Genomic DNA, 16,721 nt, shown 5'->3' on the forward strand with positions numbered 1-16,721 from the left:
CAACGGCGCGAGCCCCCCTAGCGGGTTTGTGTTCGCCCACATCGACCCCAGCGCCCCGGGCGGGGGGGGTGCCGCGGGCCGGCCCGGGGCCCGCTTCGACGTGTTCAGCCCTGCGTGCGGGCCAGCACCGAGGTCGGCACGAAGGCGTCCGGCGCCCGGTCGAGCACCCCGCCCGAGGGGTCGTCGCCGCCGTCCGCGCGCACCGGATCCCGGTCCGGGCGCAGGATGTCGCGCACCACCACCATGCACAAGTACGCGGTGCCGAGCAGGTGCAGCAGGATCACCACGTGGTAGGCGTTCTGCGACAGGCCCTTGCCGGAGAACGAGGCGATGTACATCCACACGCCGATGAAGTACGTCACCTCGCACGCCTGCCAGATCAGGAAGTCCCGCCAGCGCGGCCGGGCGAGCACCGCCAGCGGGATCAGCCACAGCACGTACTGCGGCGAATAGACCTTGTTGGTCAGGATGAAGGCGGCCACGATCAGGAACACCAGTTGGGCGAACCGCGGTCGGCGCGGTGCGTACATCGCCAGCGCGGCGATCGCCAGACAGCACAGCACCAGGCTGAGCGTCACGTAGGTGTTCAGGTGCTCCAGTGGTCGACCGTCGCGCTGCTGGATGATCAACCACAGCGAGCCGTAGTCGGCGGGGCGGTCCTGGCTGAACGTGTAGAAGAGTTTCCAGCCCTCGCGGATGTGCAAGCCGCCGTCGAAGTCCACCATCACCGGCAGGTTCACCACCAGCCAGGACACGGTCGCCGCCGCCGCGGTCCTGGCGAAGGCCGACATCCGGCCCGAGCGCAGACACAGCAGGAACAGCGGGGCCAGCAGCAGCACCGGATACAGCTTGGCCGCGGTCGCCAGGCCGATCAGCACGCCGGCGACCACCACGTTGCGCCGCGCCCACGACCACATCGCCACAGCCGTCAGCGCGACCGCGACCAGGTCCCAGTTGATCAGCCCGTTCAGCGCCAACGCGGGCGCACACGCCACCATCGCGGCGTCCCAGGGGCGTCGTCCGGAGGTGCCCTTGACCGCGACCACGGTCACCACGGCGCAGGCCATCATGATCAACGCGTTGATCATCACGAACCACAGCTGCTCGTCCCGGAGATCGCCCCCGGTGATGTCCCCGGCCGCCCGCGCCAGGGTCCCGGCGAAGGCCATCACCCCGCCGGTGATGACCGGGTACTCCAGGAACCTCATGTCCTTGTCGCCGGTCTCCTGGAAGTACGGGATCTTCCCGTCCGCGAGACCACGATTGACGTACAGGTGCGGCATGTCGCTGTAGCAGGCGTGCGAGTACTGCGTGGTGCCGGAGAACCAGCCGCCGTCGTAGCACGGCTTCTTCTGCATGATCCCCAGCGCGAAGCAGACCACCGCGAGCAGCACGAGCACCCGGACGGGGGTCCACCACCGGTTCGGCACGAACCGGATCCGGCGGCCGGCCGGTCCGCCGACGAGTTCGCTGCCCGCCCGGACCACGGGGTCGTCCCGCGTGGGCAGGACGGGTTCGGTCGATGTCGGCGTCATGGCGCCCATCCTCTCGCGCTCCCCGAGGAAGCTGCCCTCGCCGGCCGGATACGACAACGCGTGCCCCACCGCCGAAGCGATGGGGCACGCGTAAGGCTAGTGCCGCGCCCGCCGCCGTTCACGGCACCGACGCCGGTGCGGCACCGAAGCGGTCAGCCCCGCCCGCCGATGATGAAGCCGCTCGAACCCCCGCGGGTGGTGCCCTGCGGCCCCCCGGGCGGATCCGTGCTCGGCGGCTTGGTGGTGTTCGGCGGCTTGGTGGTGTGCCCGCCACCCCCGGGGTCGCCCGTACCGCCGCCCTGCGGGCCTCCGGGTGCGGAGGTGGTCGGCGCTGCCGGCGAGGTCGGCGGCGCGCTGGTGGGCGGCGGCGAAGACGGTGCGCGCGTCGTCGGCGGCGCGGTCGTCGGCGGGAGCGTTGCGTTGTCCTTCTTGTCGTACTTTTCACCCGGCTTGGCGAAGTCCGTGGACGGCATGCCGTCCATCGCCTTCTTCATGTACTCGGTCCACACCAGCGTCGGCATCGCACCACCGTGCACGGATCCACCGCCGCCCAGACCTTCCAGCGACAACCGGTCGTGCGTGTTGGGATCCTCCCGGAACAGCGCGACCGAGGTCGCCAGCTGCGGGGTGTAGCCCACGAACCACGCCGACTTGTTCTCGTCGGTGGTACCGGTCTTGCCGGCCACCGGGCGGTTCAACTTCTTCGCTTCCCGACCGGTGCCGTCGTTGTTCGGCGGGTTGTCGACGACCCGCATCATCACCTGGTTGACGGTGTCCGCGACGTTCTTGTCGAAGAGCTGCTTGGGCTCGTGCTTGGGCAGGTCCCGCTTCGAGCCGTTGTAGGTGACTTCCTTGATGTAGTACGGATCGGCGTGCAGACCCCGGGCCGCGAAGGTGGCGTACGCCTCGGCCATGTCCAGTGCGCTGGGCGGGGTCACACCGAGGGCGATCACCGGCTCGGGAGCGAAGTCGTCGAGGTTCTCCGGCAGACCCGCGTCGATCGCGGCCTTCTTGACCTTGTCCGCCCCGACGTTGGCGGCGAGTTGGAGGAAGACGGTGTTGACCGATTTCTCCATGGCTCTGGTGATGGTGACCGGACCGTAGTCCTGGTCGCCCTCGTTCGGCGCCAGATAGTCGGAATTGGTCTTGCTGTTCTTGTAGTTCGAACCGTTCGGCAGCTTGATCGGGATCTTGCTGTCGCCGTTGTAGATGCTCTCCGGCCCGATCGGTCCGTCCTTTCCGCCTTCGCGCAACGCCGCCGCGAGGACGAACAGCTTGAACGTCGAACCGGCCTGGATGTCTTGTCGTATCGCGTCGTTGAACTCCTGCTGGACGAAGTCCTTGCCGCCGTACAACGCGACCACCGCGCCGTCGCCGGGGACCACCGAGGCCAGGCCCGTGCGCACGTACTTGTCCGCGCTGTTCTTCTCGGGCTTGAGGGTGTCCGTCAACTGGGTCTGCACCGCCGCCACTGCGGCGTCCTGCTTGGCCTTGTCGAACGTGGTGACTATCTTGAAGCCGCCGCGCGCGAGTTCCGCCTCGGGAATCACCTTGTTGGCCTTGAGGTACTGGTCGGTCACCTTCATCAGGTATCCGGCCTGACCGGCCTTGTTCGCGGCCGGCTTGGGCTTGATCGGCATCGGGAACTGGAGGGCCTCCCGCTCCGACTTGGGCAGCCAGCCCTCCTTGACCATGCCGTCCAGCGCGTAGTTCCAGCGCCCCTTGACGTTCTCGAGTTGTCGGGGGAACTCGATCACGTCGTAGATGCCCGGCGCGTTGAGCAGGGTCGCCAGATACGCGCCCTCGGCCACGTTCAGCTCGCCGACGTTCTTGCCGTAGTAGGCCTGGGCGGCAGCCTGGATGCCGTACGCATTGCGGCCGTAGAAGGCGGTGTTGAGGTAACCGACGAGGATGTCGTCCTTGCGCATCTGCCGGTCGACCTTGAGCGCGATGAAGATCTCGCTGAACTTGCGCTTGAAGGTGCGTTCCTGGGTCAGGTAGGTGTTCTTGACGTACTGCTGGGTGATGGTCGAACCACCCTGCGTGTCGCCACCCTTGACCATGGTGACGCCGGCCCGCAGCAAGCCCTTCGGCGAGACGCCCGAGTCGCTGTAGAACGACCGGTTCTCGGCCGCGATCACGGCCCGCTGTACGTGCTTGGGGATCTGGTCGACCGTCACGTTCTGCCGGTTGACCTGCCCGGTCCGACCGATCTCGGTCTTCCCGTCGGCGTAGTAGTAGATGTTCGACTGGTAGGTCGTGTTCGCGTTCGGGTCCGGCACCTTGACCATCGCGTACGCCAGGGCCGCCAGGCCCATGATCGACGCGAGGAAGAACAGGATCATCGCCAGGATCTGCTTGAAGGACGGCAACCAGCGGCGTACGCCGGTCTTGCCGTACCTCGGGTAGTCGATGAACCGCTTCTTCCGGGGCGGGCCTGCCTCCGCTCGCGATCGGCCCCCGGACGCGGAGCCGTTGGCGGCGCGCCGACCACCCGAACGGGCGGCCTGTCGGGCCTCCACGCGCGAGAGCGGGCGCTCCTCGTCGCCTCCCCCGGGCTCGGCGGGCAGCGACGAGCCACCGGGTGGCGTCCCGCCCCCGGCACCACCTGCGCCCCCGGAATACGAGTCACCGCGCCCCTCGGGGCGCGGTTGCTGTGATCTACGGCGATGTTCACTCATGCGTTCGCTACTCCTCGGCCGTACGACGCGGAGGTCGGACGCACGGGTCGTGGCTCTCCGCTCCCCAGGACGCACACGCGCGGGGGGCGGTTCCGCAGGAAGCGGGGCTTGAGGTACCACACGGCGGAACAGACTACGCGGAACCGCTTTCGCGACCTCACTGTGACCTGCCTGTGACCCGAGTCACCGGCGGCCGCCTTGCCACCACACGGCAAGGAGACCTATCGTCTCGATGTATCGGTTCGATACATCGGGCCGGTACATCGAGCCGGGGGCACAGGAGCCCCGGCCGGACGAAGGTCGGCTGCGACCGTATCCCACGGTTGCGCAGGATCCACGTCCGGTCCGGTCCGCAGTGGATGGAGGAAGGCGATGAGCAGGCGCGGTGGCGTCCTCGAATTCGCGATCCTCGGCCTGCTGCACGACTCCCCCATGCACGGTTACGAACTGCGCAAGCGGCTCAACACCGTGCTCGGCTCGTTCCGTGCCATCGCCTACGGCACCCTCTACCCGTGCCTGAAGTCCCTGCTGGAACGGGGCTGGCTCGCGGAGGAGGTTCCGGAGGTGACGGCACTCGCCGGCAGCAAGCGGTCCCGGATCGTCTACCAGCTGACGGCACAGGGCAAGGAGCACTTCCAAGAACTGCTGTCCGAGTCCGGGCCCTCGGCCTGGGAGGACGAGAACTTCGGCGTGCACTTCGCCTTCTTCGGTCGAACCGACCACGAGGTGCGCATGCGTATCCTCGAGGGTCGGCGCAGCCGGCTCGAGGAACGCCTCGACCGGGTGCGCGGGTCGCTGACCCGGACGCGGGAGAAGCTCGACGGATACACCCTCGAGTTGCAGCGACACGGCTTGGAGTCGGTCGAGCGCGAGGTGCGCTGGCTGAACGAGCTCATCACCGCCGAGCGGCACGCCGGAGCCACTCCGGACGCCGCCGGACCCGAGGCACCGGTCGACGCGTCGAAGGACGCCGACCGACTTCGGACCCCCACCCAGGACGTGGCCTCGGACCCGTCCGCATCCAACAACTGAGGTCGCCGGTTCATGGCGGCTTCGTCGAGATCACAGGGAGCAACCGGAATGGGTTCGGTTCGCGTAGCCATCGTCGGCGTGGGCAACTGCGCCGCTTCGCTGGTGCAGGGCGTCGAGTACTACAAGGACGCCGACCCGAACAGCCGCGTCCCCGGCCTGATGCACGTGCAGTTCGGCGAGTATCACGTGCGTGACGTCGAGTTCGTGGCCGCTTTCGATGTGGACGCCAAGAAGGTCGGCTTCGACCTCACGGACGCCATCGGTGCCAGCGAGAACAACACGATCAAGATCTGCGACGTGCCGCCGTCGGGTGTCACCGTGCAGCGTGGCCACACCCTGGACGGTCTCGGCAAGTACTACCGCGAGACCATCGAGGAGTCGCCCGAGGCCCCCGTCGACGTGGTCAAGGTCCTCAAGGACCAGGCCGTCGACGTCCTCGTCTGCTACCTCCCGGTGGGCTCCGAGGACGCGGCCAAGTTCTACGCCCAGTGCGCCATCGACGCCAAGGTCGCGTTCGTCAACGCTCTCCCGGTCTTCATCGCCGGGACCAAGGAGTGGGCGGACAAGTTCACCGAGGCGGGCGTGCCGATCGTCGGCGACGACATCAAGTCGCAGGTGGGCGCCACGATCACGCACCGCGTGATGGCGAAGCTCTTCGAGGACCGCGGTGTCCTGCTGGAGCGCACCATGCAGCTCAACGTCGGCGGCAACATGGACTTCAAGAACATGTTGGAGCGCGAGCGCCTGGAGTCGAAGAAGATCTCCAAGACGCAGTCCGTCACCTCGCAGGTCGATCGTGACCTCGGCGCGGACAACGTGCACATCGGCCCGTCGGACTACGTCGCGTGGCTCGACGACCGCAAGTGGGCGTACGTGCGCCTCGAGGGTCGCGCCTTCGGTGACGTCCCGCTGAACCTGGAGTACAAGCTCGAGGTCTGGGACTCGCCGAACTCGGCCGGTGTCATCATCGACGCCGTGCGCGCCGCGAAGATCGCCAAGGACCGCGGCATCGGTGGCCCGATCCTGTCGGCGTCCTCGTACTTCATGAAGTCCCCGCCGGTGCAGTACTTCGACGACGAGGCCCGCAACGCCGTCGAGTCCTTCATCAAGGGCGACATCGAGCGCTGACCCGCTCCGCTCGTCGCGCACCCTCGTGGTGCACCCGGGCAATCGAAGGCCCGGCTCCCGTCCAGGAGCCGGGCCTTCGGCGTACCCGCCGGAGCCGGGTGCCGTTTCCGGTCGCGGACCGGCCGCCGGCTACGGTGGGCGCCGTGGCCCTCATCCGTGATCTGCGCTCGCTGCTGAAGCTGCGCGACTTCCGTCGGCTCTTCGCCACCCGGCTGACCTCACAGCTGTCCGACGGGGCCTTCCAGGTCGCCATCGCGGGCCAGGCGTTCTTCTCGCCGGAGAAGCAGACCTCGGCGGCGGACATCGCGACCGCATTCGCGGTACTGCTGCTTCCCTATTCGCTGGTCGGACCGTTCACCGGGGTGCTGCTCGACCGGTGGCGGCGCCGGCAGGTGCTGGTGCTGTGCAACCTGCTGCGGGCGGTACTGGTCGCGGCGACCGCGGGCCTGGTGCTGCTCGGGGTGCCCGACCCGGTCTTCTACGCGGCGGCGCTCGCCGTGCTCTCGGTGAACCGGTTCGTGCTCGCCGGGCTGTCCGCGTCGCTGCCGCGGGTGGTGCCGGCCGAGCAGCTGGTGACCGCGAACTCGGTGTCTCCCACGGCCGGGACCGTCGCGGCGGCGATCGGCGGCGGGGCGGCGGTGCTCGTGCACGCGTTCCTGGCCGAGGGCTCCGGGGCGACCGCGCTGGTGATCGTGGTGTCCGGGCTGCTGTACCTGGGCTCGGCGGCGGTCGCGGCCACGATGCCGACCGATCTGCTCGGCCCCGACCCGGACCGGGTGTTGCCCGGGGTGGGCCAGGCGCTGCGTTCGGTGGCGCGCGGGCTGCGCGAGGGCGCGACGCACGTGTGGCGGCGTCGGGCGCCCGCGCACGCGTTGGCGGCGATCACCGCGATGCGGTTCTGCTACGGCGTGCTCACCGTGATGACCGTCTTGCTCTGCCGCAACACGTTCAACGATCCGAGCGACCCCGACGGCGGACTGGCCACCTTCGGGATCACGGTCAGCGTCTCCGCGCTCGGCTTCTTCGTCGCGGCCGTGGCCACGCCCGCGATCACCACCCGGATCGGCGTCGCGGCCTGGATCGGCACGTGTGCGCTCGCGGGGGCGGTGTGTCAGACCGCGCTGGGCCTGCCGTTCGCGTTCGCGCCGCTGGTGGTGGGCGCGTTCCTGCTCGGGCTGACCTCGCAGGGCGCCAAGATCGGCGTGGACACGATCGTGCAGACCACCGTCGACGACGCGTACCGGGGCCGGGTGTTCTCCGTGTACGACGTGCTGTTCAACGTCGCCTTCGTGGGCGCTGCCGCGGTCGCCGCGCTCGGGCTGCCCGACGACGGCCGCTCGCCGGCGGTGCTGTTCGGGGTGGCCGCGGTGTACGCGTCGACCGGTGTCCTGTACACACTGGCAGCGCGCCGGCACCCTCCGGTGATCACCACGGCCCTTCCGGTGGACAGTCGCCGGCCCTGATATCCCTTTTGATACCTCTCGGGGCTTATTTTCCTCGGCTACATGTCCAGGAAATTACCTGCGGGTAGTGCAATGGCGAGAGCGAAGTTCTAATCTGCACATCCAGCGATTTTCGGCACCTCTGGAGATACTCCATGTCCAATAACGTCGGTTCGGGTGAAAACGATCCTCTGCCGTACATACCGGCATGGACCGAGAACACCCCGCCGCACGGGCACGCGCTCCCGCCGCAGGAAGCGTCGATGTCGCACCCGCCCGTGGTTCGCCGGGCGCCGGGCGACGGACGCGCGGCACGCCGGGCGGCGGCCGCGCCGCCGAGCGGGCGGACCGGACGCGGGCGCGGGGCATGGATCGCGGTGCTGGCCGTGCTGCTGGTCGGCGGCACGGCCGCCGGGGGCTGGTGGTACGTGCACAAGGAGGACGGTGGGCCGCGGATCCACGAGGGGGACTGTCTGCGGGACAGGGCGACCATCGACCAGGACCCGGTGAAGTGCGAGGACCCGGCGGCGCGATTCATCGTGGTCGAGCGGGTCCAGGGGACCACGTTCTCGGGGGTCTGCGATTCGGTGCCGGGCGATCCCATCGCGTTGGCCTCGGACCCCACCGTGGAGAGCTTCGTCCTGTGTCTCGCCGCGCGGAAATGAGCCGCGGCACAGCCGAATAACGCCTCTATGCCCGTTATTCCGCTCACATTCGACCGGCACAAGGGGAATCCCCGCAGCGGGTGTCCGGCGGGACCCCTAGTGTTCCGGACTGTCTCACCAGTCCCCTGCAACGGAGATCGTCCCCATGTCCAATCCCTTCCCGCCCGGCCCGAACGGCCCCCAGCAGCCGAACCAGGGCTGGAACCAGCAGCCGGGCCAGCCCCAGCAGCCCCAGCAGGGTTGGGGTCAGCAGCCCGGTCAGCCGCAGCAGCCGCAGGGCGGCTTCCCGCCGCCCGGGGGCTTCCCGCAGGGTGGTCAGCCGGGCTTCTACGGCGGCCCGCCGCCGCCTCCGCCGCGCAGCAGCAAGGTCAAGAAGATCCTCATCCCGATCGTCGTTCTCGTGGTGCTGGCGATCGTCGGTGTCGTGGTCAAGGGCGCGCTCAAGAAGGACGACGCGTCGAGCGCGAAGGCCGGCGACTGCCTCGCACGCATCGAGGGTGGCATCGGCAAGAAGAAGATGCCGAAGATCGCCAAGTGCGACTCGCCGGACGCCAAATGGAAGATCGTCAAGAAGGTCGACGGCAGCTCCGACAAGAGCAAGTGTGAAGGTCTCCCGGACAACCTTGGTGTCTTCGCGACCTTCTACTGGTCCGGTTCCAAGGACGGCGTGGTCTGCCTGGCCTTCACCTCGAAGACCACGCTCGCGGACGTCAAGGCGTTCGACCCGATCAGCACGATGGGCCGTACCGACGAAGACTTCGAGGAGACCAAGAAGGCACTCGAAGCAAAGGGCGCCAAGTTCGAGTAGCGTCCCGCACCCCGCTCATTCCGAAGCCCGCCGGTCGTCCCCCCGGCGGGCTTCGCGCGTTCACGCCTCGGCGTTCGCCGCCCACCACTCCCGCAGCGCGGCGACCGCCGCTTCGTGGTCCATCGGGCCGTGTTCGAGCCGCATCTCCAGCATGTGCCGGTAGGCCCTGCCCACCAGCGGGCCGGGCGGCACCTCCAGCAGCTTCATGATCTCGTTGCCGTCCAGGTCCGGCCGGATCGAGTCCAGCTCCTCCTGCTCGGCGAGCTGCGCGATCCGCTCCTCCAGCGAGTCGTAGGCGCGCGCGAGCGTGGCCGCCTTGCGCTTGTTGCGCGTCGTGCAGTCCGACCGGGTCAGCTTGTGCAGCCGATCCAGCAGCGGCCCCGCGTCCCGCACGTATCGGCGCACCGCCGAGTCGGTCCACTCACCCGTGCCGTAGCCGTGGAAGCGCAGGTGCAGCTCGACCAGGCGCGTGATGTCGTCCGTGACGTCCTTCGGGTACTTCAGCGCCTTCAGCCGCTTGCGCGTCATGTGCGCACCGACCATCTCGTGGTGGTGGAACGAGACCCGCCCGTCCGGCTCGAAGCGCCGCGTGCGCGGCTTCCCGATGTCGTGCAGCAGCGCGGCCAACCGCAGGATCAGGTCCGGCTCGCCCGGCGACTCCAGCGCCATGGCCTGTTCGAGCACGGTGAGCGTGTGCTCGTACACGTCCTTGTGCCGGTGGTGCTCGTCCACCTCCAGGCGCAGCGTCGGCAGCTCGGGCAACACCCGCGCGGCCAGCCCGGTGGAGACCAGCAGCTCCAGGCCCTTGCGCGGGTGGTCGGAGCAGATCAGCTTGTTGAGCTCGTCCCGGACCCGCTCGGCGGAGACGATCTCGATCCGCTCGGCCATGTCCGTCATCGCCGCGACCACCTCCGGCGCGACCTCGAAGTCGAGCTGCGCGGCGAAGCGCGCGGCGCGCATCATCCGCAGCGGGTCGTCGCCGAAGGAGTCCTCGGGCCTGCCCGGTGTGCGCAGCACCCGCGCGGCCAGGTCCTCCAGCCCGCCGTGCGGGTCGACGAAGGTGATCCCGGGCAGCGCGACCGCCATCGCGTTGACCGTGAAGTCGCGACGGACCAGGTCGTCGTCGATCGAGTCGCCGTAGGAGACCTCGGGCTTGCGCGAGGTGCGGTCGTACGCCTCGGAGCGGTAGGTGGTGATCTCGATCTGGTAGTCCGGCGAGCCCGCGAGCTTCTTGCGGCATCCCACCGTGCCGAACGCGATGCCCACGTCCCACACCGCGTCCGCCCACGGGCGCACGATCGCCAGCACCTGTTCGGGGCGGGCGTCGGTGGTGAAGTCGAGGTCGTTGCCGAGCCGACCGAGCAGGGCGTCCCGCACCGAGCCGCCGACCAGCGCGAGCGTGTGCCCGGCCGCCTCGAAGCGGCGGGCGAGGTCGTCGGCGACGGGGGCGACGCGCAACAGTTCGGTGACGGCGCGGCGCTGTACGGCGCTCAGTTCGCCGATGGCCGGCGGGTCGTCCGGGTGGGGTGTGTTCTTGGCGTTCGGCACGGGAGACAAGGTTACGGGTCGAGGCCGCGGGTCTCGCGCGCATTACGTCGGGGCCGCATCCGCGAACGGGCCGTGCGATGGGGTGATCATGGCGTGATGGCGTGGCGCATGTCGCACTAAGCTTGGCGGATGCCTTCCGAGACCACGCCGCCGCGCCGTCGGCTGCAGGTGGTCGAGGAGACCTCGGCAGGTGGTCTGGTGGTCGATCGACTCACCCTGCGTGCGGCGTTGATCGCGCGCCGGGATCGCCGCGGCCGGTTGTTGTGGTCGCTGCCCAAGGGGCACATCGAGAGCGGCGAGAGTGTGGTCGACGCCGCGCTGCGCGAGGTCGAGGAGGAGACCGGCATCGTGGGTCGGGTGCTGGCCCCGCTCGGGGTGATCGACTATTGGTTCACCGCGCCGGATCGGCGGGTGCACAAGACCGTCCACCACTACCTCATGGAGGCGGCGGGCGGGGATCTGTCGGACGACGACATCGAGGTCGAAGCGGTGGCTTGGGTTCCGCTCGGCGCGCTCACGGCGCGCCTCGCCTACCCCGACGAGCGGCGATTGGTCACGCTCGCCCCGGAGCTGTTGGCGGACAGCGCGTGAGCGATCGCCGATCCCGGCCCGGAACCGGGGTCATCGTGCTTCGCGGCCGGATGCTCGCGGTGCTGATACTGGCCCTGGTGCTCGCCGCCGGCCTGCTCGGGGTGCTCCCGCCGACGGCCGCGCGCGCCGCCGACGGCGACGGGATCCAGGTCCTGATCACCAAGATGACCCCGGTGGCCAAGGCCGGCGGAAGCGTCACCATCGAGGGCCGGGTGCTGAACACCGGCAGCAGGGCGATCGACTCGATGGAGGTCGCGGTGCGCCTGCGCACCTCCGAGCCGCTCTTTCGAAGCGGCATCGGCTCGCCCGAGGACGCCCAGTCGACCGGAACCCTGCTGCGCACCCCCAAGCCGGTCGTGGTGCACAACCTTGCCCCCGGACCGGGCGCGGCCCAGCCGTGGACCTTCACCTTCCCCGCCGACCCGCTGGGTCTGAACGCGGCCGGCGCGTACCCGCTGGGGATCGAGGCCAGGACCGGGGGCAAGACGATCGGCGCGGCCCGCACGTTCCTGCCGTGGATTCCCAAGAACGGCCTCAAGAACGTCCAGAACCTGCGGGTCGCCACGGTCTGGCCGCTCGTCGATCGCCCGCATCGGGACGGCACCACGCTCGGCGACGAGGCCCAGACGCCGGTGTTCCGCGACGACGGCCTGGCCGCTCAGTTCGCTCCGGGCGGGCGGCTGTACGACCTGGTGAACATCGGCACCGGGATGAAGGTGGACTGGGCGATCGATCCCGAACTGGTGGACTCCGCCGCCGAGATGACCGGCGGCTATCGGGTCGCGCCGCCCGGCAGCCTGGACCCGGACAAGCCGAAGAAGTCCCGGGACGGCAAGCCGCCGAGCGAGGAGGACACCGCCAAGGCGACGCCGAACCAGACCACGAACACCCTCGCCGGCGGTGGCGGCCAGGTCGCGGCCGGATGGCTGGACCGGCTCAAGGCCGGCCTCGGCACCCAGCCCGTGATCGCGCTGCCGTACGCCGACACCGATCTCGCCGCGGTCGCACACGCCCTGGAGGCCGGCCGGGCCGACCTGCGCCCGCAGCTGAGCGAGGCCCTGGCCGAATCCGCCACCGTCATGCAGCGCACCCTGGCCCGCCCGGTGCGCACCGACGTCGCCTGGCCCGCCGGCGGTGCGCTGGACTCCTCGATCGTCCAGCTCGCGAGCGGCAGCGGGGCAAGCACCGTGATCGCCTCCGGCGCGTCCCTGGCGCCGACCAAGGAACCCCGGGTCACCCCATCGGCCACCTCCGCCCTGCCGGGGGCCGACAAGGGCACCGCGCTGGTCACCGACCCGGACATCGACAAGATCCTGGCCACCGATGCCAAGGCACCGGGGCAGGGCGTGCTGACCACCCAGCAGTTGTTGGCCGAGCTGCTGACGATCGTGCTCCAGGAGCCCTCGGCCTCGCGCAGCTTGTTGATCGCCCCGCCGCGCACCATGGACGCCGCGCTGGCCAACGTGCTCAAGGACGTGCTCAACGCCTCGGCCGACTGGACCCGCAGCAGCACCCTGGCCGAGCTCGCCGCCGAGCCCGCCCCGCTGCCCGCCCGCAAGCTCGCCGGCTATCCCAAGGCGGTCCGGGCGAGCGAGCCGTCGTTGCAGTACCTCAGCGAGACCGACAACCTGGTCCGCTCGATGCAGACCTTCGCCTCGATACTGACCCGCCCCGAGCGGGTGACCGGCCCGTTCAACCCCGCGCTGCTGCGCCTGCTGTCCACCGAGTGGCGCGGCGACCCGCAGGGCATGGACCGCTATCGGCTCGGCGTCACCCGTGGCCTGCGCGAACTGCAATCGCTGGTCTACATCATCCGCAGAACCGGCGTGACGCTGTCCGGCGACGAGGGCAACATCCCGGTCACCGTGGTGAACAACCTCCAGCAGCCGGTCACCGTGCGGATCGCCGTGGGCTCGCATCAGCCCAACCGGCTCAAACTCGGCGACCCGATCACCGTGACGGTGCCCGACGGGCGCCGGCGGGAGGTGCCGATCTCGGCGAAGTCGGCCGCGAACGGCAAGGTCATGGTCGACGTCCAATTGCTCACCCCGGACGGACGGGCGGTTCGGCCGCCCGAGTCGTTCTTCGTCAACACCACCACGATCGACGCGCTGACCCGCTGGATCATCGGCGGCCTCGCCTTCCTGCTCGCGGTGTTCTCGCTGCGGGCCTTCCTGCGCAAACGTCGGGAAGCGGCCCTTGCCGGGGACACGAACGACGAGGATGGTGAGGACGGCGACGACACGCCGTCGCATGCCGGCTTCCCGGAGGAGCCCGGCTCGGATGCGATCCGACCGGCATCCGGGTGGCCGCCGGCCCACTTCGCGGGGCCGTACGCCGGCGGAAACGGACCGCCGGATCCGGCCGACCCGCACGGACACACACCGTCGAGATCCACGACCGACCGCCCCGAATGAGAAAGTGGGCACCGGACACTCAACCTGACCGAGAAGACGAGGGCCCGCCCGCATGAGCGACCGGAGCGACGAACGTCAGCCGTACACCGGCGGCTCCGCCGAGCCGGACGACGGCGCGCACGACGATCCCTACCGGGGTCGGCCGCCCGCCGACCCCTACCTGCAGCAGTACGTCGATCCGTACGGACAGCCGGCCGATCCCTACGCCGTGCAACCGCCGGACCCGTACGCGCAGCCGGGCGATCCGGGCTATGCCGACCCGAACGCACCGCACCCGGGGTACGGCGAGCCGGCGGCGTACCCGCAGCAGGGCTACCCCGGGCAGGGCGGCTACGGCTCCGGGCCCGAACCGGTCTACGGGGATCCGTACGGCTCCGGATCGAACGCGGGCGGCTACGACCCGTATGCCCAGCAGCAGCCGCCGCAGCAGCCCGACCAGGGCGGCGGCGCGTGGTTCCGGGACGAGTTGAGCGACCCGCCGGCGAACGATCCCTACGTGGGCGTGGACGAACTCTTCACCCCGGAGGCGCCGAGCGGCTACGACGCGGGCCCGCAGTACGACCCGGGCGTGCCGTACGACCCGTCCGCCCAGGGGCAGCACTACGGCGGCGGCGGATACGGCTCGGGCGACCCGTACCAGCAGCACCAGGCCCCGCCGGCGCAGAACTACCAGCAGCAGCCACAGCAACAACAACACCAGCAGCATCAACAGCCACACCAGCAACCGGTGCAGCAGCAGTCGTACGTCCCGCAGCAGCCGAGCCCGCAGCAGGGGCAGGGCGGCTGGGGCGACTACGACCGGCCCGGCGGCTGGCTGATGGACCAGACGCTGACCGGCATCAACCTCGGCCTCGCCGGCGACATCGCGGGCATGCCCTCCTACACCGAGGCGTACCAGCGCTACGAGACCCAGCACCGGGCCGAGGCCGCGGCCGCGTCGATGTCCGCGAGCGCGGTCCTGGATGCCCCGCCGGTCCCGCTGAACCCCTCCACGTCGCCCGTCTACCGGATGCCCGGCTCGGGCGCCGAGGAGCGCATGGCCGGCATCCCGGTCGGCGGCGAGGGCAAGAAGGGCAGCAAGCTCGGCGGGATAATGCGATCCTCCGCCGTCATGGCGGCGGGCACGATCGTGTCCCGGATGACCGGCTTCGTGCGCAACCTGGTCGCCGCGGCGGCGCTGGGCACGGCGATCCTGGCGAACACCTACAACGTCGCCAACACGATGCCGACGCTGCTGTACATCCTGGTCGGCGGCGGCGCGCTGAACGCGGTCTTCGTACCGCAGCTGGTGCGCGCGATGCGCCAGGACGACGACGGCGGCGAGGCGTACGCGAACCGCCTGCTCACCCTGGTCATGACGGTGCTCGCGGGGCTGGTGGTGATCGCCTGGCTGGGCGCGCCGCTGCTGATCCGGGGCTTCGCGAACTCGCTGGCGAAACACCACCAGGACTACGAGCTGGCGATCACCTTCGCCCGCTACTGCCTGCCGATCATCTTCTTCATGGGTCTGCACGTGCTGTTCGGGCAGATCCTCAACGCGCGCGAGCGCTACGGCCCGATGATGTGGACCCCGGTCCTGAACAACATCGTCATCATCGCCACGTTCGGCCTGTACATCTGGGTGGCCGGCACCGCGAAGAACACCGGGCAGAACTCGGACACCATCACTCCGGACGAGATCCGGCTGCTGGGCCTGGGCACGCTGCTGGGGATGGTCGTGCAGTCGATGGCGATGATCCCGTACCTGAAGGCGGCCCGGTTCCGCTTCCGGCCCCGGTTCGACTGGCGCGGCTCGGGGATGGGCAAGGCGCTCGGGCTGGCCAAGTGGACGTTCCTGTTCGTGCTCGCGAACCAGGCGGGCTACCTGGTGGTGACCCAGCTCGCCACCGCGATCGACGTGGACGCGCGGGACCAGAACATCCAGTTCGGCGTCGGCTTCACCGCCTACAGCAGCGCGCTGCTGATCTGGCAGCTGCCGCAGGCGGTGATCACCGTGTCGGTGATGACCGCGATGTTGCCCCGGATGAGCCGGGCCGCCGCGGACGGCGACCTGGCCAGCGTGCGTGGCGACATCTCCTCCGGGCTGCGGTTGTCGGCGGTGGCGATGATCCCGTGTGCGGCGATCTTCGTGGCGCTGGGTCGCGACATCGGCGGCTTCATCTTCGCCCCGACCGGAGAACAGAGCGCGCACTGGATCGGCTACATGCTGATGGCGCTCGGCCTGGGACTGATTCCGTACTCGGCGCAGTACGTGCTGCTGCGCGGGTTCTACGTGTACGAGGACACCCGGACGCCGTTCCTGAACACGGTATGGATCGCCGGCGCCCAGGCGGCCTTCGCGGGTCTCGCCTACGTCGCGCTGCCCACCAAGTGGGCCGGTGTCGGCATCGCCGGCGGCTACAGCCTCGCCTACCTGGTGGGCGTGGTGCTGGCCGCACAACGGCTCAAGAAGCGGCTCGGCGACCTGGACGGCCGACGGGTGACCCGGACCTACACCCGGCTGTCGATCGCCGCCGCGGTCGGCGGCGCCGCGGCGTTCTTCGTGGCCCGGGTGTGCACGGGCCACTTCGGCTCGGGCATGGGCGGCTCGGCGATCGCGGTGGGCGCGGGGATCGTGACGATGTTCGTCGTGTTCTTCATCGCGGCCAACCGGATGCGGGTCGAGGAGATGACCGCGATGACCGGGATGATCAAGGGCCGGCTCGGCCGCTGACCGCCGACTCGACCCCGCACGGACCACCGCCCGCCGAATCCCGCACCGGGAATTCGGCGGGCGGAACTGTGTGGGATGTACCACCATGGGCGAGTGAGGGTGTGCCGCACGCCGGAACCGGGGTAAAGCTCCCGATACGCCGGTCTCGGTTTCCTTACGGA

11 protein-coding genes are annotated in these 16,721 nt (G+C 69.7%); 8 read left to right on the top strand and 3 right to left on the bottom strand.

Going from position 1 to position 16,721, the window contains the following annotated elements:
* Nucleotides 1-104: 104 nt before the first annotated feature.
* Together ACIBM5_RS19535 and ACIBM5_RS19540 are read right to left on the bottom strand one after the other, a co-directional pair.
* Nucleotides 105-1,544, bottom strand: coding sequence for a glycosyltransferase family 87 protein (locus ACIBM5_RS19535; protein WP_396008160.1), 1,440 nt, complete (start codon nucleotides 1,542-1,544; stop codon nucleotides 105-107).
* Nucleotides 1,545-1,687: 143 nt separating this feature from the next.
* Nucleotides 1,688-4,057: a transglycosylase domain-containing protein gene (locus ACIBM5_RS19540; protein ID WP_396008015.1), complete on the bottom strand. Its 2,370-nt coding sequence runs from the start codon at nucleotides 4,055-4,057 to the stop codon at nucleotides 1,688-1,690.
* 531 nt (nucleotides 4,058-4,588) lie between these two features.
* On the opposite strand from ACIBM5_RS19540, the gene ACIBM5_RS19545 reads away from it, so the two are divergent.
* The 5 genes from ACIBM5_RS19545 (at nucleotide 4,589) to ACIBM5_RS19565 (ending at nucleotide 9,291) form a co-directional block, all read left to right on the top strand.
* The gene (locus ACIBM5_RS19545; protein WP_391587245.1) at nucleotides 4,589-5,248 is read left to right on the top strand and encodes a PadR family transcriptional regulator; all 660 of its coding nucleotides are present in this window, start codon (nucleotides 4,589-4,591) and stop codon (nucleotides 5,246-5,248) included.
* 48 nt (nucleotides 5,249-5,296) lie between these two features.
* Nucleotides 5,297-6,376, top strand: coding sequence for an inositol-3-phosphate synthase (locus ACIBM5_RS19550; RefSeq protein ID WP_020557165.1), 1,080 nt, complete (start codon nucleotides 5,297-5,299; stop codon nucleotides 6,374-6,376).
* A gap of 143 nt (nucleotides 6,377-6,519) precedes the next feature.
* Nucleotides 6,520-7,839: an MFS transporter gene (locus ACIBM5_RS19555; protein ID WP_396008016.1), complete on the top strand. Its 1,320-nt coding sequence runs from the start codon at nucleotides 6,520-6,522 to the stop codon at nucleotides 7,837-7,839.
* Between the two features lie 242 nt (nucleotides 7,840-8,081).
* Nucleotides 8,082-8,483 (top strand): hypothetical protein, encoded by a 402-nt coding sequence (locus tag ACIBM5_RS19560; protein ID WP_396008018.1) that lies wholly within the window; start codon nucleotides 8,082-8,084, stop codon nucleotides 8,481-8,483.
* 145 nt (nucleotides 8,484-8,628) lie between these two features.
* Nucleotides 8,629-9,291, top strand: a complete 663-nt coding sequence (locus ACIBM5_RS19565; protein ID WP_396008019.1) for a hypothetical protein — start codon at nucleotides 8,629-8,631, stop codon at nucleotides 9,289-9,291.
* Nucleotides 9,292-9,351: 60 nt separating this feature from the next.
* On the opposite strand, the gene ACIBM5_RS19570 is transcribed toward ACIBM5_RS19565, so the two are convergent.
* The gene (locus ACIBM5_RS19570) at nucleotides 9,352-10,839 is read right to left on the bottom strand and encodes a CCA tRNA nucleotidyltransferase (RefSeq protein WP_391587249.1); all 1,488 of its coding nucleotides are present in this window, start codon (nucleotides 10,837-10,839) and stop codon (nucleotides 9,352-9,354) included.
* Nucleotides 10,840-10,968: 129 nt separating this feature from the next.
* Here ACIBM5_RS19570 and ACIBM5_RS19575 point away from each other — a divergent pair, with 129 nt between their 5' ends.
* Genes ACIBM5_RS19575 through murJ form a run of 3 tightly spaced genes read left to right on the top strand, consistent with a single transcriptional unit; the run spans nucleotide 10,969 to nucleotide 16,560 of the window.
* Nucleotides 10,969-11,430 (top strand): NUDIX hydrolase, encoded by a 462-nt coding sequence (locus ACIBM5_RS19575; protein ID WP_391587250.1) that lies wholly within the window; start codon nucleotides 10,969-10,971, stop codon nucleotides 11,428-11,430.
* Nucleotides 11,427-13,847, top strand: coding sequence for a DUF6049 family protein (locus tag ACIBM5_RS19580; protein ID WP_396008021.1), 2,421 nt, complete (start codon nucleotides 11,427-11,429; stop codon nucleotides 13,845-13,847). Before ACIBM5_RS19575 ends, ACIBM5_RS19580 begins: the two co-directional genes overlap by 4 nt.
* Nucleotides 13,848-13,899: 52 nt before the next feature.
* On the top strand, nucleotides 13,900-16,560 hold the full coding sequence (murJ, locus tag ACIBM5_RS19585) for a murein biosynthesis integral membrane protein MurJ (RefSeq protein WP_396008023.1): 2,661 nt from the start codon (nucleotides 13,900-13,902) through the stop codon (nucleotides 16,558-16,560).
* Nucleotides 16,561-16,721 lie beyond the last annotated feature (161 nt).

It is taken from the genome of Embleya sp. NPDC050493, from assembly GCF_044458105.1.
Classification (GTDB): domain Bacteria; phylum Actinomycetota; class Actinomycetes; order Streptomycetales; family Streptomycetaceae; genus Embleya.